Source organism: Vibrio sp. 661 (assembly GCF_033339315.1).
Taxonomy (GTDB): Bacteria; Pseudomonadota; Gammaproteobacteria; order Enterobacterales; family Vibrionaceae; genus Vibrio; species Vibrio alginolyticus.
Window position 1 is genome coordinate 137,979 of the sequence record NZ_JAWOUJ010000001.1, and the last position, 19,708, is coordinate 157,686.

Annotated in this window: 18 protein-coding genes; 10 read left to right on the top strand and 8 right to left on the bottom strand. The window is 45.2% G+C overall.

Annotated features, from left to right (window positions below):
• The first annotated feature begins 261 nt into the window (after nucleotides 1-261).
• From putA to putP, 3 genes are all read left to right on the top strand, one after another.
• Nucleotides 262-3,393 carry a bifunctional proline dehydrogenase/L-glutamate gamma-semialdehyde dehydrogenase PutA gene (putA, locus tag R7P69_RS00670; protein ID WP_158173300.1) on the top strand — a complete coding sequence of 1,044 codons (3,132 nt, stop codon included), beginning with the start codon at nucleotides 262-264 and terminating at the stop codon, nucleotides 3,391-3,393.
• An 11-nt stretch (nucleotides 3,394-3,404) separates the two neighbouring features.
• Complete coding sequence (locus R7P69_RS00675) at nucleotides 3,405-4,112, top strand: 1-pyrroline-5-carboxylate dehydrogenase (RefSeq protein ID WP_186585569.1); 708 nt, start codon at nucleotides 3,405-3,407, stop codon at nucleotides 4,110-4,112.
• A 136-nt stretch (nucleotides 4,113-4,248) separates the two neighbouring features.
• The gene (putP, locus tag R7P69_RS00680) at nucleotides 4,249-5,742 is read left to right on the top strand and encodes a sodium/proline symporter PutP (RefSeq protein ID WP_005374582.1); all 1,494 of its coding nucleotides are present in this window, start codon (nucleotides 4,249-4,251) and stop codon (nucleotides 5,740-5,742) included.
• A gap of 124 nt (nucleotides 5,743-5,866) precedes the next feature.
• Here the strand turns inward: putP and R7P69_RS00685 are convergent, their stop codons facing one another.
• Nucleotides 5,867-6,400: a GNAT family N-acetyltransferase gene (locus tag R7P69_RS00685; RefSeq protein ID WP_053350135.1), complete on the bottom strand. Its 534-nt coding sequence runs from the start codon at nucleotides 6,398-6,400 to the stop codon at nucleotides 5,867-5,869.
• A gap of 148 nt (nucleotides 6,401-6,548) precedes the next feature.
• Here R7P69_RS00685 and R7P69_RS00690 point away from each other — a divergent pair, with 148 nt between their 5' ends.
• Entirely contained in the window at nucleotides 6,549-6,788 is a 240-nt protein-coding gene (locus R7P69_RS00690) for an RNA recognition motif domain-containing protein (protein ID WP_005374587.1), read from the top strand.
• A 91-nt stretch (nucleotides 6,789-6,879) separates the two neighbouring features.
• Here the strand turns inward: R7P69_RS00690 and R7P69_RS00695 are convergent, their stop codons facing one another.
• Both R7P69_RS00695 and R7P69_RS00700 read right to left on the bottom strand, forming a co-directional pair.
• A complete protein-coding gene (locus tag R7P69_RS00695; RefSeq protein ID WP_186585570.1) occupies nucleotides 6,880-7,314 on the bottom strand; it encodes a hypothetical protein in 435 nt (144 codons plus the stop codon).
• Between the two features lie 18 nt (nucleotides 7,315-7,332).
• On the bottom strand, nucleotides 7,333-7,866 hold the full coding sequence (locus tag R7P69_RS00700; RefSeq protein WP_054575373.1) for a GNAT family N-acetyltransferase: 534 nt from the start codon (nucleotides 7,864-7,866) through the stop codon (nucleotides 7,333-7,335).
• A 358-nt stretch (nucleotides 7,867-8,224) separates the two neighbouring features.
• On the opposite strand from R7P69_RS00700, the gene R7P69_RS00705 reads away from it, so the two are divergent.
• Entirely contained in the window at nucleotides 8,225-8,473 is a 249-nt protein-coding gene (locus R7P69_RS00705) for a hypothetical protein (RefSeq protein WP_005374593.1), read from the top strand.
• A 292-nt stretch (nucleotides 8,474-8,765) separates the two neighbouring features.
• Nucleotides 8,766-9,242 (top strand): Lrp/AsnC family transcriptional regulator, encoded by a 477-nt coding sequence (locus tag R7P69_RS00710; RefSeq protein ID WP_005374595.1) that lies wholly within the window; start codon nucleotides 8,766-8,768, stop codon nucleotides 9,240-9,242.
• 101 nt (nucleotides 9,243-9,343) lie between these two features.
• Here R7P69_RS00710 and R7P69_RS00715 read toward each other — a convergent pair whose 3' ends face one another.
• Both R7P69_RS00715 and R7P69_RS00720 read right to left on the bottom strand, forming a co-directional pair.
• Entirely contained in the window at nucleotides 9,344-10,051 is a 708-nt protein-coding gene (locus R7P69_RS00715) for a DUF445 domain-containing protein (protein WP_005383549.1), read from the bottom strand.
• Nucleotides 10,052-10,643: 592 nt separating this feature from the next.
• A complete protein-coding gene (locus R7P69_RS00720) occupies nucleotides 10,644-12,494 on the bottom strand; it encodes an ABC transporter ATP-binding protein (protein WP_005374597.1) in 1,851 nt (616 codons plus the stop codon).
• A 404-nt stretch (nucleotides 12,495-12,898) separates the two neighbouring features.
• On the opposite strand from R7P69_RS00720, the gene R7P69_RS00725 reads away from it, so the two are divergent.
• Both R7P69_RS00725 and R7P69_RS00730 read left to right on the top strand, forming a co-directional pair.
• Complete coding sequence (locus R7P69_RS00725; protein ID WP_053350139.1) at nucleotides 12,899-13,900, top strand: arginine deiminase-related protein; 1,002 nt, start codon at nucleotides 12,899-12,901, stop codon at nucleotides 13,898-13,900.
• Between the two features lie 265 nt (nucleotides 13,901-14,165).
• Nucleotides 14,166-15,404, top strand: coding sequence for a DEAD/DEAH box helicase (locus tag R7P69_RS00730; RefSeq protein ID WP_238952381.1), 1,239 nt, complete (start codon nucleotides 14,166-14,168; stop codon nucleotides 15,402-15,404).
• Between the two features lie 66 nt (nucleotides 15,405-15,470).
• On the opposite strand, the gene R7P69_RS00735 is transcribed toward R7P69_RS00730, so the two are convergent.
• Nucleotides 15,471-16,163: an MOSC domain-containing protein gene (locus tag R7P69_RS00735; RefSeq protein WP_033906612.1), complete on the bottom strand. Its 693-nt coding sequence runs from the start codon at nucleotides 16,161-16,163 to the stop codon at nucleotides 15,471-15,473.
• Nucleotides 16,164-16,274: 111 nt separating this feature from the next.
• Between R7P69_RS00735 and R7P69_RS00740 the strand changes: the two genes are divergently transcribed.
• Complete coding sequence (locus R7P69_RS00740; RefSeq protein ID WP_033906852.1) at nucleotides 16,275-17,090, top strand: AraC family transcriptional regulator; 816 nt, start codon at nucleotides 16,275-16,277, stop codon at nucleotides 17,088-17,090.
• An 88-nt stretch (nucleotides 17,091-17,178) separates the two neighbouring features.
• Complete coding sequence (locus R7P69_RS00745; protein WP_017820074.1) at nucleotides 17,179-18,171, top strand: zinc-dependent alcohol dehydrogenase family protein; 993 nt, start codon at nucleotides 17,179-17,181, stop codon at nucleotides 18,169-18,171.
• Nucleotides 18,172-18,244: 73 nt separating this feature from the next.
• Here the strand turns inward: R7P69_RS00745 and R7P69_RS00750 are convergent, their stop codons facing one another.
• Nucleotides 18,245-18,940 carry a VC0807 family protein gene (locus R7P69_RS00750; protein WP_005383527.1) on the bottom strand — a complete coding sequence of 232 codons (696 nt, stop codon included), beginning with the start codon at nucleotides 18,938-18,940 and terminating at the stop codon, nucleotides 18,245-18,247.
• A gap of 166 nt (nucleotides 18,941-19,106) precedes the next feature.
• Nucleotides 19,107-19,637, bottom strand: coding sequence for a sigma-70 family RNA polymerase sigma factor (locus tag R7P69_RS00755; protein WP_258458155.1), 531 nt, complete (start codon nucleotides 19,635-19,637; stop codon nucleotides 19,107-19,109).
• Nucleotides 19,638-19,708 lie beyond the last annotated feature (71 nt).

Consider the following 19,708-nt stretch of genomic DNA (forward strand, 5'->3'; position numbering starts at 1 on the left):
ACATTTTCTCTTAGAACGAGCTCTTCACAAAAATCTTATTGATATTCTTGATATTTTGTTGTGAATGCAATGAAAAAATTAAAATTTACAACACAAAATATTACCTATTTGAATGTGACTATGTGGATGTTTTGTTATAAAAGCGAGTTTTTGGCAAAAATGTCGTAGTTTTTGACAAGTATTCTTATCGGCCTCAAAATACACTGCCAGCCATTGATAATCCTCGAAGCGGTTTTCGAGGAGTGAGATTGAGGAACACACATGTTTACAGCTACGAACGTGTTGACACCGGAATTTATCGGGCAGCCGCTTGATAAGTTGTGGTCACTGATCTCGCCATTATATATGGTGGACGAGTCTCAATGGCTAGAGCAACTATTGCCACTAGCGACGCCGACAGAGGATGAAAAATCGGCGATCACTACCCAAACGACCCACCTTATCGAAGCCATTCGTGCCGATAAGAAGTCAATCCAGATGATTGATGCTTTATTGCTGGAATACAGCTTAGATACTCAAGAAGGTATCTTGCTGATGTGTCTTGCAGAAGCATTAATGCGCATCCCAGATGCCGCGACAGCAGATTCTTTGATTAAAGATAAGTTGAGTGTCGCAGACTGGAAATCTCACCTGAAGAACTCTGACTCTGTGTTTGTTAACGCATCAACATGGGGCCTCATGCTAACAGGTAAAGTGGTTGGTCTTGGTGAGCAAGGCACCCAGAGCCCAGGTCAGGCTGTAAACCGTCTGGTAAATAAATTCTCTGAGCCTGTGATTCGTAAAGCCATGTATCAGGCAATGAAGATCATGGGTCACCAGTTTGTTCGTGGTCGTACGATAGAAGAAGCGCAGAAGAACGGTCGCCCAATGCGCGACAAAGGTTTCACCTACTCGTTTGATATGTTGGGTGAGGCGGCGTTAACGACAGCGGACGCGAACAAGTACTTCAAAGATTACCTAATGGCGATCGAAGCGGTGGGTCGCGAGACTTACGGTAACGACACCAGCCCTGCGCCTTCGATTTCCATCAAGCTTTCTGCATTACACCCGCGCTACGAAGTCGCAAATGAAGAACGTGTAATGACAGAGTTGTATGACTCACTAATGCAACTACTAAAACGTGCTATTGAAGTCGACGTTGCAATCACAATCGATGCAGAAGAAGCGGATCGCCTTGAGCTTTCCCTGAAGCTATTTGAGAAAGTATACCGTAGCGATCTTGTGAAGGGTTGGGGCAAGTTTGGTTTGGTTATTCAAGCCTACTCAAAACGTGCGCTACCAGTCTTGGTGTGGCTAAATGCACTCGCAAAAGAACAAGGTGACGTTATTCCTCTGCGTTTGGTTAAAGGCGCGTACTGGGACAGCGAAATCAAGTGGTCTCAACAAGCGGGTTATGCAAATTACCCAGTATACACTCGCAAAGAAGCGACGGACGTTGCATACCTAGCTTGTGCTCGTTTCCTACTTAGCGAAGGTGTTCGCGGTAATATCTACCCACAATTTGCAAGCCACAATGCTCACACGGTGACGGCAATTGCTGTCATGGCGGAGCACAAAGAATACGAGTTCCAGCGCCTGCATGGTATGGGTGATTCACTGTATAACCATGTTATGAAAATGTACGGTCAGCCAGTACGTATTTATGCACCTGTCGGTAGTCATGCTGATCTTCTTCCGTACTTGGTTCGTCGTCTGCTTGAAAATGGTGCGAACAGCTCGTTTGTACACCGTCTAGTTGATGCGCGTTGTCCAATTTACGAGTTGACCCATCACCCTGTGGATGTGTTGACGGGTTTTGACACGCTACACAACGACAAGATCCCATTACCTGCCGACATTTTCCCTGAGCGTAAGAACTCATATGGCGTCAACATCGACATCGACAGTGAAGCGAAGCCATTTGAAGCTCAGGTCGAAAGCTTCATGGACAACCAGTGGGTTGCAGGCCCGATGATCAATGGTGAACGCTTTGCCGAAAGCATGATCAAGGAAAATGCGGCTGAGATCATCACCGCACCATACGATCGCCGAATTGAAGTCGGCAAAGTGGCATTTGCAACTCTTGATCACGTTTCCGCTGCAATTGATGCGGCGCAAACTGCTTTCTCTGATTGGAAAACCGTTCCTGTTGAGCAAAAAGCGGCTTGTTTAGAAAAGCTTGCTGACTTAATGGAAGAAAACCTGGCTGAGCTGGTGGCGATTTGTCACAAAGAAGCGGGTAAAACGATTCACGATAGCATTGATGAAGTTCGTGAAGCGGTGGATTTCTGTCGTTATTACGCGAAACAAGCGCAAAACCTACAGCCATTTGAGCTAGAAGGCTTTGATGGTGTGAAACGCATTTCTAGCCGTGAAGGTCTTGGTGTGTTTGTGTGTATTAGCCCTTGGAACTTCCCGTTGGCTATCTTCCTTGGTCAGGTGACGGCAGCACTGATTGCGGGTAACACAGTGGTTGCAAAACCTGCTGAGCAAACAAGCTTAATTGCCGCTCGCGCTATTGAACTAATGCTTGATGCTGGCTTCCCTGCAGGTGTGATTCAGTTACTTACTGGTCGCGGCGCTGAGATCGGTCATGCACTGACTTCTCATGATGCTATTGCTGGTGTGGCATTCACTGGCTCAACGGCAACGGCGCAACGCATTAACGTTACGCTCGCGGAGCGCAGCGCGAAACCAGTTCCGTTTATTGCGGAAACAGGTGGCCAAAACGCAATGATTGTGGACAGTACTGCATTGCCAGAGCAAGTGGTGCGTGATGTGATTCGTTCGGCGTTTGCATCTGCTGGTCAGCGTTGTTCTGCCCTTCGTGTTCTATTTGTACAAGAAGATGTAGCAGACCGTATGATCAACCTGATTCAGGGTGCGATGAATGAACTGCATGTTGGTTTACCTTACCTACACAAAACAGATGTTGGTCCGGTTATCGACAGCAATGCAAAACAAAAACTCCTCGCTCACCTTGAGCAAATGAGCAAAACACAGACTAAAGTCGCTCAGCTACAGCTGGATGAATCGTGCCAGCATGGTGACTTTGTCTCACCAAGTGCGTTTGAAATCTCGGGCATCGATGTGCTGAAAGAAGAACAATTTGGTCCAATCTTGCACATTGTTCGCTTTAAAGCGTCTGAATTACCGAACGTGGTTGCGCAGATCAACAAAACGGGTTTTGGATTGACGATGGGTATCCATAGCCGTAACGAAACCACGTACCGTTGGATTGAGAAACATGCTCGAGTAGGTAACTGCTACATCAACCGAGACCAAGTTGGCGCTGTGGTTGGTGTACAGCCGTTTGGTGGTCAAGGCTTGTCGGGTACTGGCCCGAAAGCTGGTGGTCCACACTACCTATTCCGCTTTACTCAACATCTTCTTGCTCAAGCAGAAAACGCATAAGGAGTCGCATTATGGTTCATCAGATCACCTATTTTAAAGATGCATTCTCTGCGTGGGAGCAGTGGAATCTGACTGATTTTGATTACAAATGCGAGCATGTTCTGGCATTTAAATCTGCACTAGAAGGGCAGCAGTCTACCGTTGCCAAGGTGGTTTCTTACCACTTGCAACAAGCATCAGCTCTTCTTGCAAAAACTCACCAGTTAGTTGGCCCTACAGGGGAAACTAACGAACTGTATGCCGCAGGACGCGGTGTGGCTTTGGTGATTTGTGAAAACAACATCGAGCCTGCTGATAATGCGTTATACAGTGCTTTTGCGATGATCACCTGTGCCTTAATTGCAGGCAACAGTGTGGTCGTTTGCAGTGACAATGCAGAGCTAAACCAATTGGTTAAGCAAGCTGTAGCGTTGGCAAACTTCCCATCTAACTTAGTCCAGGTTGTTGCGTACGATGCGTCTGCCCCGTTGCTTGAGAGCGATGTACGTAGTGTGGGTTATGTTGGGCGTTCACAGATTGAGCATGCGCTCAATCTTCAACTAGCTAAGCGTGACGGTGCAATCGTCGGCTTAGTTTCTGAAACGGATTTAGAGTCACCGAAATTGGCTCATGATCCTCATCTCTCGTTGCGCTTCATTACTGAGCGCACTCGAACGATAAATATTACCGCGGTGGGTGGTAACGCAACTCTACTCGAGTTGGGGAACGAAACTCACTAACCTGACTTGTAATGCCAATCTGGAGTAACTGGACTGAGAGCCGGTCCAGATTGGTTTTTTATACTCTGATGTATTGCTGAGACGGTAAAATATCAGGGCAGGCAAGGAAGGAAATAATTATAACGAGGACTATCTAATGATAGAAAATAGCTTTGCTATCACGTCCACTTTTGTGGCGTATTTACTGATTATGGTTGCTATTGGCGTTTACGCGTATAAGAGGACTTCCAATTCATCTGACTACTTCCTAGGTGGCCGTAGCCTAGGTCCGTGGCCTGCTGCATTATCTGCAGGTGCTTCAGACATGAGTGGTTGGCTGCTGCTAGGCTTGCCTGGCTATGCGTACGCTGCGGGTATCGAGGCCTTCTGGTTAGCCGGCGGTCTACTTCTTGGTACATGGGCAAACTGGCTCATCAGTGCAAAACGCCTTCGTACCTACAGTATCCAAACTGACGCGCTAACGTTGCCAGAGTTCCTGTCACGTCGCTTCAACGATAAGTCGAAACTGATTCAGACAATCTCTGCGTTTTTCATTCTTCTATTTTTCCTTTTCTACACCAGCTCAGGTTTGGTCGCAGGGGGCAAACTGTTTGAGACGGTATTCGGTCTAGATTATACCTACGCTGTTATCATCGGCACGGTGTGTGTCGTTTCTTACACACTATTCGGTGGTTTCCTAGCGGTATCTTGGACTGACTTAGTGCAAGGTCTTCTAATGGCGGCTGCGCTAATGATTGTTCCTATAGCGGTAATGGACGGTGGTTTAGGTCAGCTAAGTTCTGATCTACATGACATCAACCCAGAACTTGCAACGCTATGGAATGACGCGAAAGGCGAACCATTGTCTGCGATTGCCATTATCTCTCTAGCGGCGTGGGGCCTTGGTTACTTTGGTCAGCCACACATCCTAGCGCGTTTTAAAGCGTCTCGTTCAAACAAAGATCTAACGACTGCACGTCGTATCGCAGTGATTTGGACGGCACTATCTATGGTTGGTGCAATGCTTGTTGGTCTTGTTGGTCTGGTTTGGGTTACGGGTCATCCGGGTACTCAACTAGAAGACGGCGAGAAGATCTTCATGCTATTGGTTAACGCAGTATTCCACCCTGTCGTTGCGGGTATGTTGTTAGCAGCAATCCTAGCGGCGGTAATGAGTACCGCTGACTCACAGCTCCTTGTTTCATCTTCAGCGCTTGCAGAAGATTTCTACAAGCAAGTATTCAAGCCAGAAGCGTCTTCTGAAGAAATCGTAATGATTGGTCGTATCGGTGTTATCGTTATTTCGCTTGTTGCGCTATTCCTAGCGATGACGCCTGATAGCTCAGTACTTGGTCTTGTATCTTACGCTTGGGCTGGTTTTGGTGCGGCATTTGGTCCTGCGGTTGTACTTAGCCTTTACTGGAGCGGTATGAACCGTAACGGCGCGTTAGCAGGTATTCTTGTTGGTGGTATCACTATCGTAGTTTGGAAGCAGCTAACTGGCGGTTGGTTTGATGTGTACGAAATCGTACCGGGCATCATCTTCTCTACGCTTGCCATCATTGTGGTAAGTAAAGCAACGGGTGGTGCTGCGCAAGACGTGTTAGACCAACACCAGTCGTTCGAGAAAAAACTGGTTGAACTAGACTAGTAACTTCCCGTATATGAACACAAAGCCCGCTATTTTAGCGGGCTTTGTTTTATCTGAAACTTAATTAACGTTAATGGTGGTAGCTTGAGATCAAAGCTTAGCATTGCTCGGTTAGATTGGAGTGTTAGTCGCGACGAATTTTGGCGTAAATAACGGTGTTACTCAGCTCTCCCGATGTGGTAAGACGTTCGTTTCTGAGCTCTCCTTCGAACTCATAACCACAGCGCTCGGCTACAGCCCGGCTCTTTTGGTTGGTGCTATCAGCATGAATTGCGATTCTCTTGGCACCCAAGTCATCAAACGCATAGCGCTCAACTTCGAGCACAGCCTCGGCAACATAACCATTGCCAACGGCAGCATCATCTAACCAATAACCTATCTCAAAGGATGGTACGTCGGGATCTCGAATCATCAAGCCGACCGCACCCAGTAAGCGATCGCTTTCCTTTTCAATGATGTAGTAACGCAGCTCTTCTTCGAAGTTTTCAAAGTTTGCGATGGCTTTCTCTGTCCCTTCTATCATCGCTTCTAATGTCAGCACATGAGGCACCCACGGCAGATAGACTTCGAGAGTCTTTTGGCTGCGAACGACAGCTTGATGCGCCTCTTCGGCTCGTTCTAAACAAGCAGGGATGAGTTTGAGACGTTTCGTTTCCATGCCGACTCTCCTATGGGTGAAAAATGAACGGAAAATCATTTAAACAGATGTACTTAGAATGATCTAGTCAACGCCGTCATATTATTCACTTGGTTTGCCAGAGAGAAACTGAGAGAATCGAACCGTTATCAAACCAACTAGGTTCATTATGAAACTTTTAGTAAGAAACTTGGCTCGTCACATGACCGAGCAAGATATCCGCAAATTATTCTCAGCGTACGGCAAAGTAGAACTGTGTTCGCTAGTGCTTGATCAAGACACGGGTTTGTCGAAAGGCTTCGGTTTTGTCATCATGCCGGACGAAGCAGAAGCCATTTCTGCTCTTGAAGCACTGAATTTGACGAACGTAGAAAAAAGCAAAATTCGCGTGAAAGTCGCACAAGACTAATACAGAGAAAAGCCAGCGTTATTGCTGGCTTTTTTGTCTTTCTATTTAGAGACCAAATTGGCAACATTCTAGAATGTCTTCTCTTTTCGTTTTAGCGAGATTGATCATCAATTCTCTCTTCAAGTTGTTTCATTAAATCCTTTAACTGTAGAGAATCGAAATTGTCTGAATTCGGCACTTGGTAAGCGTCGTTGACTGTGTAGAGCATCAAACTTTTGCTAGAGAGGAGCTCTTTCTGTATTTGGACTTTGACAATGTCATCAAGAGGTAGACGGAAGTAAACCGTTGAGCCCTGGCGGTACTTCAAGGTGTTGGTGCTTGCATCGATATCTAGCGTTTTAGGATTGAACGCGCGGCGCGTGAAGTACGTTGAGAGCAGTTTCAATCCTATTATTGTGAGTGCTACGAGTCCAAACTCGACGATCTTGTCTGCTAGGTAGGAAAAATAGAACAGCGACAACAATACAGTTCCTAGCAAGAAAGGGTTGTTCTTGGACAGATTTTGTGAAGTTTCATGGATAATCATCCGACATATTCCTCGACTTTATTCAGAAGCGACGAACGTGAGTTGGTAGACACAAACCTTTCGTTCTTTGCCTTGCATGCGCAATGTTTTGTCACCGATGTAAGGGATATTTAGTTTTTGGATCACCGATTTAGAACGCTGATTGTCCACCAAATGCATCACGGTTATTCCGTTTAACTCAAAGTGCATTCGAGCAAATTCGAGTAAGGCTTTGGAGGCCTCGAATGCATAGCCTTTCCCCCAATGTGGCACGCCAACCCAGTAGCCTAATGTACCGTAGCCCTCTTCGATACACGGTAAACTCACTGCACCAAGTAACTCACCAGTGTTTCGCAAGGTAATAGCGTACGCCACGCCTTGATGCTGCTGATACATCGGATCGTGCCTATCTATCCATGCTTGCGCCATCGGTCGCTCATAAGGATGAGGGATGTTTGCTGTCATGTCGGCAATTCGCTTATCTCCAGCGAGTAAAGCCACTTGTTGGCAGTCATCGATATTGAATGGCCGGAGGACGAGTCTTTCGGTAGTAAGAGTCGGTTGTATCGTCATGCATTTCTTCCTTGATGAGACGGCTATAGCTGCTAGCAACTGGTTTGCGGGGTAAATCAAGATAACAAGGCGTCTCGAAAGCTCGATCTAGCCAGCTGTAAAGTTGTCATGCGCCTTACTAAATAATAAGCCCGAACAATTGCTTATGTGTAATGTGTCGTATTATTACACACATAAGCACGTTTGCTCATATTGATGGTACAAAAGTTGAGGTCTGACCAATGTCTCAGTTTTTTGATACTTTCGTTCAATTTTTTGAAGATAGGGCACAAAAAATTAAAGGAGCTTTTTAATTGTGGAATTATTTTGAACAAAATATGTCAATTGTCAGTAGGACGAAAAAGTAGGGAGAAGAGAAATGCCGGATATATATTGCGCAGCTTGTAGAAAATCAACGCAACATAAAGTGATTATGAAGCGTTGCGAGCCTCAGTCTGTTGACTCGTTAACAGGCAAAATGGTGAGTTTTACACAGCTGATGGCGAAATTTGTATCAGGTGAACATTATTACGAGATGGAGCCTCAATACTACTGCCGTTGTTGTAATCATCGTGCAATTGGAGAGGTTGTTCCACATCCTACACGGCATACATCGGCCGCACTCTAACTCTGAGTGATAGCCATGATTAATGGCTAAATAGGGCGGCGTTGCCCGAACGACATATCTATACAGGCGTGTCATGCGCTTTCAAATTTGCGACTCCGCGGGAGCCGCTAGGTTGCTTTTTCTCTTCATATCACGGTTACTAAGTGAGCGGCAATAATCATAGCTCTTTCCCTCCTTCGTTGTTTTCTGGTTATTCTCTGCTGAATTTCACATGCTGTGCATTTGATGGTTTGCAATTTTTTGAGCAACGATTAATGTGATGCTTTCTAAGTGGTTACAAGGAAGTGGGTTAATGAGTTATCAATTGGACCGGATTGATTTACATATTTTGAGAGTGCTTCATTCGAGAGGCAGAATTCCAGTTGTAGAACTAGCAAAGCTGATTAACTTAACGACTTCTCCATGTTCTGATCGTGTAAAGCGGCTAGAAAAAGAAGGGTATATCAATGGTTATCATGCGGAGTTGAATGCGGAAAAGTTGGGGCTGGATGTGCAAGTATTCATCCATATTCGTTTAGACCAAACCAGTTTTTCTATTTTTGAAAAGTTTGCGAAAGCGGTGGAATTGATGCCTGAAATTGAAGAGTGCTACTCGCTCTCTGGAGATTTCGATACCATGATAAAAGTTCGTGTTAAGAGCATGAAAGCGTATCAGGAGTTTATGTCGAGCAAGTTAGGCACGCTTCCGGGCGTGATTCAAACTCGTAGTGAAGTGGTCATAGAAGAACATAAAACGGGATTTGGTGTTAATCCCGAGCTCCTTGGTTAGGCGAGGCATGTGTTGAGCCTCCTTATTGAGCGTGACTTGGCGTATTATTTTTTCAAGATAAAAAAGGAGCCGAAGCTCCTTTTTAATAAATCGGTGAGCGATTATGCCCCGATAAAGGTGCTGATAACGCCAATTAAACCACCAAAAACACCGCCCCAAACGACTAGCCAGCCAAGGTGCTGTTTAATCATCTTTTGCACCATTTCTTTAACTAATGCCGGTGTTAATTCGCTTAAACGTTGATCGATGATACCTTCAATGTTCTGTTTTATCTCATCCATCATTGCAGGAGATTCGAATTGCTCTTTCAGTGCTTCTTTGATGTTATCGCTCTTGCTCAACTCAATGATGGATTCTTGCATCTTTTCGACGAAAGGTTGGCGCATGGGTTGTAGCGCTTCCGAGCCGCCAAACATCGCTAGCATGCCACCAAACTGAGAGCCTTCAATTACTTCCACTAGGGAATCAAATGCTGGATTTAAATCTACTTTCTCAATTACTGGTTGAAGATCGATGTTCACACCGCCCGCCATTTCTTTATTCAAGAATCGGTCAATGTTCGCTTCAGTAAAAAACTGTTCCATCATCAGGTTTTTGATAGCCAGTTTAAACTCTTCAAATCGTGCGGGGATCACGCCAGAACCGTATAATCCAGGCACTTTCTCAAACAGCATATGGATGGCAAGCCAGTTGGTGATGGCGCCTGAGAACGCAAACAGCCCTGCATACCAAAGATAGTCGTTTTGTAATTGATGACCTCCAGCCATCAAAGCGATAGCGAGGACATTCGTTAGCAAACTTTTGTTCATAGTGACCAGTTATATATGAATATCGGAAAGAATAAGTGGGCCTGATTCTATACCTAAGTCACATTAAGATGCTAGGTTTTGCCGTGATGAGTAGTCTTGTAGAGAAGGGACAAAAAATGAATGCTCAGAAAAACAAAACCCGACAATCATTGTCGGGCCACTGCTTTTTCTTAGAAAAACTAAGATTCTATTTTTAATTTTAGATGCGGTAGATCTTACAACAAAGTTGGCATTTCCATCTTTCTGAGTAGCCAAATAGCTTGTCAGCCCAACTTGGTTTGAGTTGTACGATCTGCATTGAACCACATTTACACATAAGCTAATTACCTTATTGTTAATTTAATAACTAAGCCATCTATTGAGTATAGCTGCTTATCAAAAAGTGAAACGATAAATGAATTCAGCTAGGTACTCTGCATTGTGTCCATTGCAATAGATACGCAACGAGGCGCTATATTAGCAGAAAAAGTGTGATCTTTATCATGGAGAGTGTTTCATATATGAGAAACCACAATGGCTATATGAGCATCTAGCCATGGATTTAAATAAAAAACGGCGCTTAAAGCGCCGTTTTTATTGAGCTTATCACTCGTTAAGAAGCGTGTTGATTGTCTAGTTCTTCAGCGATAAATCCGCCAGTTTGATGCGCCCAAAGCTGGGCGTAAATGCCGTTATTCGCAATGAGTTCTTGATGAGAACCTTGTTCAACGATGCTGCCTTTATCTAGCACGATGAGGCGATCCATTTGTGCGATGGTCGATAATCGGTGAGCGATAGCAATAACCGTTTTCCCTTGCATTAATTCATTCAAGCTTTCCTGAATCGCTGCTTCGACTTCTGAATCCAGAGCCGATGTGGCTTCATCCAGTACCAGCAATGGTGCGTCTTTGAGTAGCACACGAGATATTGCGATTCGCTGACGTTGGCCTCCAGACAGTTTTACACCACGTTCACCAACTTGCGCATCGTATCCGACATTACCAAATGGGTCGGTCAGAGTTTCGATAAACTCATGGGCATGCGCTTGCTTAGTGGCTTTCAGCAAATCTTCTTCTGTCGCATCTGGATTGCCATACAAAATATTGTCACGAATTGAACGGTGTAGCAGAGAAGTATCTTGGGTCACCATACCGATCTTTGAACGCAAAGAGTCTTGTGTGACTTCTGAGATGTTCTGTCCATCGATCTTAATGCTGCCGTCTTCGACATCGTGGAAGCGAAGTAACAAGTTCACCAAAGTCGATTTTCCGGCGCCGGAGCGCCCGACCAAGCCTACTTTCTCTCCTGGTTTGATGTTGAGGTCGAGATGGCTAATCACGCCTTTGTTCTCACCGTAATGGAAGCTGACGTTATCAAAGTGAATGCCTCCTTCAGTGACAACCAAGTCTTTTGCGCCTGGTTTATCTTTAATATCAATAGGCTTAGAGAGCGTTTTCATTCCATCGACAACGGTTCCCATGTTTTCGAAGAGGGCGCCAACTTCCCACATTATCCACATCGACATACCGTTTACGCGCAATGCAAGACTAACAGCAATCGCAATCGCGCCAACGCTAATGGCACTATCCAACCACAGGTAAATCGATAAAGCAGCAACGGAAAAGACCAAAATATAGTTTGAGATCTCTACAGCGACGTCGAAGCCGGTCACTAGGCGCATTTGACGATAGACCGTATTTAAAAATCCTTTCATGCCTTGCTCGGCATATTGGGTTTCGCGCTGGCTATGAGAAAACAGTTTGACGGTTTGAATATTGGTATAACTGTCGACGATGCGCCCTGTCATTGTCGAACGTGCATCGGCCTGCGCTGAAGCGACGTCTTTGAGCTTAGGGACAAAATAGATTTGGATAGCGATGTAAGCGAGTAGCCAGACAATCATTGGGATCATCAAACGCCAGTCTGCCGTCGCTAACATAATGATCATGCTGGTGAAGTAAACCGTAACGTAAACAAACACATCCATAGCTTTCATTACGGTTTCGCGCACAGCTAATGAGGTTTGCATGACTTTCGTTGCGACTCGACCTGCAAAATCATCTTGATAGAAGTTCAAGCTTTGATTGAGCAAATACCGGTGTGCAAGCCAGCGGATAGACATTGGGTAGTTGCCCAATAACGTTTGATGAACGAGCAACGAGTACAAGATCACCAATATAGGCATGACAACCAGCAATAAGGCTCCGTAGAAAATCAAATCCGATTTATTGTCTTGTAAGAACGTTTCTGGATTGCTGGTAGACAACCAATCAACCAGTTGTCCCATGGCGCCAAACAACATTACCTCAACAACAGCCACAATTGTGGCCATCAAAGACATGATGATCAAAGGCTTTTCATAACCACGAGTGTAATAACGCAGAAAAGCGAACATCCCTGAAGGAGGCTGATCCGGTGTAGATTTGGGGAACGGCTCTGTAAAGCCTTCAAATCGTTTAAACATAACTCATCCTAAAGTTAAAACAGTGCCATTTGGGGTGGCTAAATCCATCGATTCACGCTGCTTTGGACGAAACCGCGTGTATGAGAGTTTTTTGCCTGCTCCTCGATAAAGCAGACCGATTGACGAGAGGGGCGAAAAAATAGTCTAACCGATTGTTTCTTAAATGTAACTAGTTGGTTATGAGTGTGATTGTCTATGGTTCTGATTCTTATGATGAATTCTTATCATGTTCATCACGGTGCAATAAAAGCTTAAACCTGCAAAGTGACAATAAAATTTAGGGAAAAATGAACTTAATGCAGCAAAAATTACTTTTGGGCAATTAAATTAATTGTCAAAACAGCAAAACTGAAGTTAACAATAAATTTACAATCTCATCATTCTAGTGATAAGGAATGTATTGGATGCTATTACACGAATCAGTGACCCAATTTGCTAATGGGAAAGAAGAAAGCACGCAAAGTGCTCAGCGCCAAACCGCAAACTGCGTAGTGATGGTGCCACCGAAAGAGTTTCGTTTTAATGAAGAAACCGCACAAGATAATGAGTTCCAACATAAAGTGTCACTCAGCCAAGAAGAAGTCTCACGTCGAGTAATGGCCGAGTTCGCGAGTATGGTTGCAACGCTACGTCAAGAGGGCGTTCAAGTTGTTGAGTTTGATTATCCAACTTCAGATGTTGCGACGCCAGACGCGGTATTTCCAAACAATTGGTTTAGCACTACGCCAGATGGCACGTTGTACACTTTTCCAATGGCCTGTGAAAACCGTCAAAAAGAAGTACGTCCCGATGCGCTTGTGGCAGCACTAGCGCAAGCAGGGCGAGAGGTTCATCGACGCAGCAGTCTAACTGAATATCTTGACGAGAAAGCGTATTTAGAAAGCACGGGTGTGATGGTGTTTGACCACCTAAATAAAACGGTCTATGCCGCACTCTCACAACGTTGTGATCGTCTGGTTTTAGAAGATTACGCCGATCGTATTGGCTATGAACGAGTGATTTCTTTCCAAACTCGTTTGCCGTCTGGTGCGCCGATTTATCACACCAATGTGATGATGGCGGTTGGCGAACAGTTTTGCGTGATTTGTGACGAAGTGATCCCAGAATTTGAGCGTCGTTTTGTAATGAAGTCACTCGCCAAAGACAAGCAAGTCATCTCAATTTCGCTGGAGCAGATGAACCAGTTCTGCGGTAACATTCTGCAACTGGAAACGATCAACGGCGACAAGGTGATTGCGATGTCGCAATCGGCGTACGATGCATTCTCACCAGCACAAAGAAACCAATTGGCAACGCACGGTAAATTGCTGCCATTCGACGTTTCTACCATAGAATCTATTGGTGGTGGCTCGGTTCGTTGTATGTTGGGTGAAGTGTTCTTACCGAATCGTAAAGCTGTACTTTAATAAACTGCACATTTCTTTTCAGCCGCAGTGAAAGGCTGACGAAGCGTTCTCTTCAAGGGTTTTTAGCCGTTAGCTCTGTGGCAGTACAGACTAACGGCTTTTTTGCGCTTTTTAGTTTTCTGACGATTTGCATAGGCGCCGCTTGGTTTAAGCGCCTAAAATAGGATGGTTCACCTAGCAGATTGTGGTAAAGCCCGCGCCTGCGTTTTACCGCATCTTCATTATTTTTATTGCTTCTTCAACCCAAAGCACAAGGTTTTCGTTAATGCCATTTTCTACTCTCTCATTGAGTTCTGAGCTGATTCACGCACTGCCAAAAGATTTCAAGAAACCGACTTATATTCAAGCGTTGGCCATTCCTGAGCTGTTGGCTGGTCAAGATCTATTGGCTTTGGCAAATACAGGCAGCGGCAAAACCCTTGCTTATGGTTTGCCTTTGTTGGAAAAGCTGAGTGTCAATCCAGAGCAAAAAGCGCTGATTCTTGTGCCAACTCGTGAGCTGGCAATGCAAGTGAGTGAAGCAATTAACCAAGTTGGTCAAGTTCTTGAACTCAACGCAGTGTGTTTGTGTGGCGGCGTTGATAAAGAGCAACAACAGCAGGCGCTAGCGACAAATCCTCATATCCTTGTCGCGACGACTGGTCGTTTGGTTGACCTAGCAAATAATGGCTTGGATTTGAGCAATGTTCATTATCTAGTATTGGATGAAGCGGATCGTCTGTTGGATATGGGCTTTTGGCCTGACGTACAAAAGATTTCGATGCAAACCTTCAATCAGCGTCAAACCGCGATGTTCTCGGCAACGTTTTCAGATGAGTTGAAGGGTAAAGCGAAGCTGCTTATGCAGGCACCAAAGCAAGTTGCAGCGCATCAAGAAAACAGCACCAACCAAGATATTGCTGAAACGCTGTACCTCGTCAACAAAGGCAGTAAAACCAAGGCATTGATTGAACTGATTCAAAAAAACGCGTGGACTCAGACATTAGTCTTTATTGGTGCGAAAGAGAACGCCGATGGCTTAGCGAAGAAGCTGAATAAAGCGGGTATTCTGACCAATGCGCTGCATGGCAATAAGAGTCAAGATGAGCGAGAAGAAGCACTGGCGCAGTTTAAATCTGGGCAAATTCAGGTGTTGATTGCCACCGATCTACTAGCGCGTGGCATTCACATTGAGCAATTACCTGTAGTGATCAACTTTGAACTGCCAATGCATGCAGAAACTTACGTTCACCGAGTAGGACGTACCGCTCGCGCAGGCGAACAAGGTGTGGCGGTGTCATTGGTTTGTCATGGTGAAATGGACGCACTAAACGCGATTCGTCACCTGACTCAACGTGCATTGCCAGTGCAAGATCTGGTTGGTTTTCCAGTAACGGATAAGCCATCAACTGGCGAGAGCAAACGCGCGCCACGCGATAAAAAAGCCAACCGCCGAACTCATGCTAAGAAGAGCATTAAGCAGTTCCAAGGTAAGTCGAAACGCCCAGCCCCGAGTGCGAAGTAAACCAAAAAAACACGCTCTGGCGGCATAGTCGGTTCAGAGCGTGGCTTAAAATTTTACTTTGGGGTGTTAACTCACAGTTGGGCCAACCAAGCGCATTTCCCAATCTTCAACTTCGCCGGTTTCTAGGCGGCGCTCGACTAACTTGCCCCAAGACTCGACTAACGGCAGTTCAGACAGCTTAGTGAGTTCTTCTCTATCTAAACAGCCAGTGAAAACCGCACCCATGATGCGAGCCAATGGCCATTCTGGATAAGGTCTTTCGCACAGAATAATCTCGTCACCTGCACCGATATCGCCTTCTTCCAACACTCGGAAATACCAGCCTGTTCGAAGCGTATCTTGCAGTCTTCTCGCCATGTCGTGTTGGTCAAAACGTACGTTAAGTTTCCAACAAGGCATGCGACCTTGCGACACTTCCAGTAGTGTTGAGCCGATGCGAATTTTATCTTTCAAGCAAATCGTGGATTCGGTGACGCCTTCGGAGCTGATGTTTTCGCCAAAGCCGCCGGCGGATTGGAAAATTGGTCTTTCGCCTAATTCTTGTTGCCAGATTGGGTAGTGTTCGCTTGGGTAAATATGAAGCGCTTTTTGAATGCCACCATGAAAGCGCGGATCACCTTGCTCATCACTGATAAAACCAAGCTCTGTTGCATGCTGGCGCTCAGGCAGCACTTGTTTGTTGATTGCGCTTTGCGCTCCATGAGCATAAGGGACGGTTTTCCCTGCTAGCACAGCTTTTACGACGCCGATTTTCTTCATATAACCTCCTTATTATTTGAATGAGAGATAAAGTGTTTACCTTCATTCGCGATGCGGAGCATGATAGCCTAGTAAACGTGTGTCGGAGTAGGGATGAAAAGACAACTAACAATGCTAACTCGCCAAATTGATTCGAAGTCAGGCGTCGTCACCTCCAATAAGATGATGGACGCGAATCCCCATTCTCCTGTTTTGGTGAAAACCATCGACATGCCAAAAGGTTACATTGATGCGCTGCATCAACACACTTGGCATCAAATCATCTTTCCTATCAAAGGGTTATTGCAAACACAAACTGAGCATTATCAGCACTTGGTTCCGCACACCTCTGCGTTATTTGTTCCTGCGGGTGTTCAACACGAGTCGATTGCTCTAAGCAACACGATATTTGTTGGCATTTACCTCAACCCTGAGTTTGGCGCAACGTACGAGCAACAAGTGAGAACCATTGCTTTAACGCCGTTTTTAAATGAGCTTTTACAAGAGATCCGCAGACAGTGTGAAGGTGAGACAAGCCACGAAGAAGTGCTGCATTTGCTGGCGGTGTTGCATGATCAAATTTTGAAAAGCAACGTGCAGACATTTCAGTTATTGCTGCCACAAGACAGACGACTAAAACTGATTTTCGAGCAATTGACAGACGAGCCAGCGTTAAGCTGTTCGCTAAAAGAGTGGGGGGAGAAAATTGGGGCGTCTGAGCGTACTTTATCACGGCTGTTCGCCAAGGAATTCAACACTTCATTTCTGCTTTGGCGGCAACAAATTCGGCTAATTTACTCGCTTTCTTTGTTAGATGAATCGTTGCCAATCCAAGCCATTGCAGACCTAGTGGGTTATCAAAATGACTCATCCTACATCAAAGCATTTAAAGCCTATTTTGATATGACGCCACAACAGTTTAGAGTGAACGGCGCATCGCGCAGGTAGAAATACAGAGCTTCGACTTCACTTAATGCTTTTGAGTAGAAGTCGCGAAACTTCCTTTTTGAATTTCAATTACATGGTATGAATAACAATGGCACCAACGATAAATACTCGAGTGAATCAATTCTGTTTTGGTCAGCCCCAAACGTCGCTGTCGTTGGAAAAAGAGCCCCTCAAACCGCTTGCTCAGGGCAAGGTTCGGGTGCGACTGGAAGCCACCAATATTAACCCAAGTGACTTGCTTTCCATTCATGGTGTTGGGCAATACCGCCGCGTTCACATACCACCTCGCGTGCCGGGATTTGAAGCGGTTGGGCGTGTGGTGGAAGTCAGTGCAGTTGGTCAAACTGACCTTCAAGTTGGGCAAAAGGTGTTGGTGGCGATGAGTGGTACTTGGCAATACTACATAGATGCCTCGCCTGAGAATCTTTTTCCGCTACCTGAGAGTTTGGAGAACGGCTATGCCTGTCAGTTGTACATCAACGCGTTAACCGCGTGGGTGATCACCACTAAAGTAGCTAAGTTGAACAAAGACTATGTGGTGATCATCAATGCAGCAGGGTCAGCGATCGGTAAGATATTTGCCCAGCTCGCCCATTCACTGGGTTTTACACTGATTGCTGTGACCTCAAAGCCAGACGAGTATCCGTACGATACTATTCCAGTGTTGGACGCGAAGAAAGACTTACAAGCGCAGCTGCAAACGCGCCAACTGCCACAACCAACGGTCGCTCTGGACGCGATAGGTGGTGAGGCTGGCACGGATCTCATTCGTACCTTGAAAGAAAATGGCCAATACATCAACTACGGAACATTGTCGTTAACGCCTTATACGCCTGAGTTTTTTGAATCGATGAAGGCCAACAACATCGACTTTAGTACATTCTTTTTGCGGTATTGGGAAGAATCGGTAGGTAAAGGCGGGAGAAAGACGGTGTTCGCTGAAATGTTAGAACACTTTATTAGCAGCGACATAAAGTTAAACGTTGCATATGATCTGCCGTTAGAGGACTTTCAAACAGCGATTGAAATGGTTGAGCGACGCTCGTCAGCAGTGTCAGGAAAAATCATTTTGACGCTGTGAATTACAGTGAGCCTGTTGAGAAAAGGGAGGATAAAATCCTCCCTTTTTTATGGGTTTACTTGTAATGATTGGGCTATTTTAGATGGAAGATTTGTTCTGTTTCGAGCGATGTCATCGCACGTACTTGACGCCAAATGTAATAAAAAATACCGAACATCATCAACATACTTGGGATGGCAATCATTGGGTAACTGTACAGCGTCATTTTTCCTAACTCTTCGTTAAAGGCAGCAGTACCAGAAGGGCTAGTCACAATCCAAGTCGCAAGGAAGTAGTTCATTGCAGATGAGAACGCAAAAGTACTTGCAAACAGGTAGTTAGAAGACATAAGGCAACGTTCGAACGCATCGGTTTTACCATTTTCTTTTAAACGTTGGTTAATCAACGCGAGATTCAACACTGTGTCATTCAGTACTAACTTCTGCATCAGTGGGTAGCGGGTAAACGTTGAACCCAAAACCGCTAAACCGATCAGGCCAGGAATCAGGGCTTCTTTTAGTGCTAACCAGCGTGTATCAAGCTCTAACAAGCCGATGCCACCAGTTAGTAGAACACTGATAAAGCCCAGAGCAGAAATAAAGTTAAATTTCTTGTTACGGACAAGGTCCATACCGCCATAAATGATAGGAAATAGCAAAGCGACAACCAGCGCCATTGCTGTCCCTAGATGCTCATCGCCACTAAACTTCATCAAAATGAAGGAAGGGATAAATACGTTGAAAAGGATTTCAAATAAGGGATTCGGCTTTTTCGCCGTCGTGTTACTCATAATGTTTTACTGACTCTACTCTATGTCGGCTGTTATTGTACTTTGACAAGAAGTGTTCATCTAGTCGCGCTTGATGTAAAGCGTTAAAGCGTCGAGTTGTGTAACGACTTATGAAATAGACCGGAGCATAGCCAGTTAGTTTATGTGGTTGACTACTTTTTGTGTCTTAATGACTCTCCTTCTGTGCGATGATCTGATTACGCGCTCTGAATAATCGAGTCGCCACTGTGTTGTGGTTGAGCCTCAAGGCTTGGGCAATTTCATCATGATTCAACCCAGCCACTAAGCTCAAGAGCAACGGCTCTCGGTATTTGGGTTCGAGAATCATCATTTGTTTTTGAAGCCAATCTTGGGCCATGTCGTAGTCACTGCCAGGGTAGGTTTTTGTCTGTATTGCACACTCATCAATGTCGACAAAATCGTACTGTTTTCTATCAAAGCGCCGAGCATTCTCACGACGCAAAATAGTAATGAGCCAAGACTTCGCGGCGTTGGGATCATTTAAATTATCAAAGAATCGCCACGCTTTCAGGAAGGTTTCTTGCGCTAAATCTTGAGCAAGGTGGTGATCTTTGCATAACCAATACGCGAGACGGTAGATCTCTTGGTATCGCTCTTTCGTCAGTGCTTCGTAACGTTTATGTTTTTCCATAGCATTAAGATAAAAAGTTTGGAGAGCACGTTGTGTCTGCCAGATGAACGACAACCCTTTTTATCGCTTTTACAGTGATAAAAAGGGTTGTTCGATTAGGAAGATAAATTCGAAGA

Excerpts from the sequence above, each read along its gene's own strand:
- R7P69_RS00730 (WP_238952381.1), top strand. The coding sequence starts at position 14,166 with ATGCCATTTTCTACTCTCTCATTGAGTTCTGAGCTGATTCACGCACTG.
- R7P69_RS00705 (WP_005374593.1), top strand. The coding sequence starts at position 8,225 with ATGCCGGATATATATTGCGCAGCTTGTAGAAAATCAACGCAACATAAA.
- R7P69_RS00690 (WP_005374587.1), top strand. The coding sequence starts at position 6,549 with ATGAAACTTTTAGTAAGAAACTTGGCTCGTCACATGACCGAGCAAGAT.
- R7P69_RS00745 (WP_017820074.1), top strand. The coding sequence starts at position 17,179 with ATGGCACCAACGATAAATACTCGAGTGAATCAATTCTGTTTTGGTCAG.
- R7P69_RS00695 (WP_186585570.1), bottom strand. The coding sequence starts at position 7,314 with ATGATTATCCATGAAACTTCACAAAATCTGTCCAAGAACAACCCTTTC.
- R7P69_RS00740 (WP_033906852.1), top strand. The coding sequence starts at position 16,275 with ATGCTAACTCGCCAAATTGATTCGAAGTCAGGCGTCGTCACCTCCAAT.
- R7P69_RS00715 (WP_005383549.1), bottom strand. The coding sequence starts at position 10,051 with ATGAACAAAAGTTTGCTAACGAATGTCCTCGCTATCGCTTTGATGGCT.
- R7P69_RS00750 (WP_005383527.1), bottom strand. The coding sequence starts at position 18,940 with ATGAGTAACACGACGGCGAAAAAGCCGAATCCCTTATTTGAAATCCTT.
- putA (WP_158173300.1), top strand. The coding sequence starts at position 262 with ATGTTTACAGCTACGAACGTGTTGACACCGGAATTTATCGGGCAGCCG.
- R7P69_RS00685 (WP_053350135.1), bottom strand. The coding sequence starts at position 6,400 with ATGGAAACGAAACGTCTCAAACTCATCCCTGCTTGTTTAGAACGAGCC.
- R7P69_RS00675 (WP_186585569.1), top strand. The coding sequence starts at position 3,405 with ATGGTTCATCAGATCACCTATTTTAAAGATGCATTCTCTGCGTGGGAG.
- R7P69_RS00700 (WP_054575373.1), bottom strand. The coding sequence starts at position 7,866 with ATGACGATACAACCGACTCTTACTACCGAAAGACTCGTCCTCCGGCCA.
- putP (WP_005374582.1), top strand. The coding sequence starts at position 4,249 with ATGATAGAAAATAGCTTTGCTATCACGTCCACTTTTGTGGCGTATTTA.
- R7P69_RS00720 (WP_005374597.1), bottom strand. The coding sequence starts at position 12,494 with ATGTTTAAACGATTTGAAGGCTTTACAGAGCCGTTCCCCAAATCTACA.
- R7P69_RS00735 (WP_033906612.1), bottom strand. The coding sequence starts at position 16,163 with ATGAAGAAAATCGGCGTCGTAAAAGCTGTGCTAGCAGGGAAAACCGTC.
- R7P69_RS00725 (WP_053350139.1), top strand. The coding sequence starts at position 12,899 with ATGCTATTACACGAATCAGTGACCCAATTTGCTAATGGGAAAGAAGAA.
- R7P69_RS00710 (WP_005374595.1), top strand. The coding sequence starts at position 8,766 with ATGAGTTATCAATTGGACCGGATTGATTTACATATTTTGAGAGTGCTT.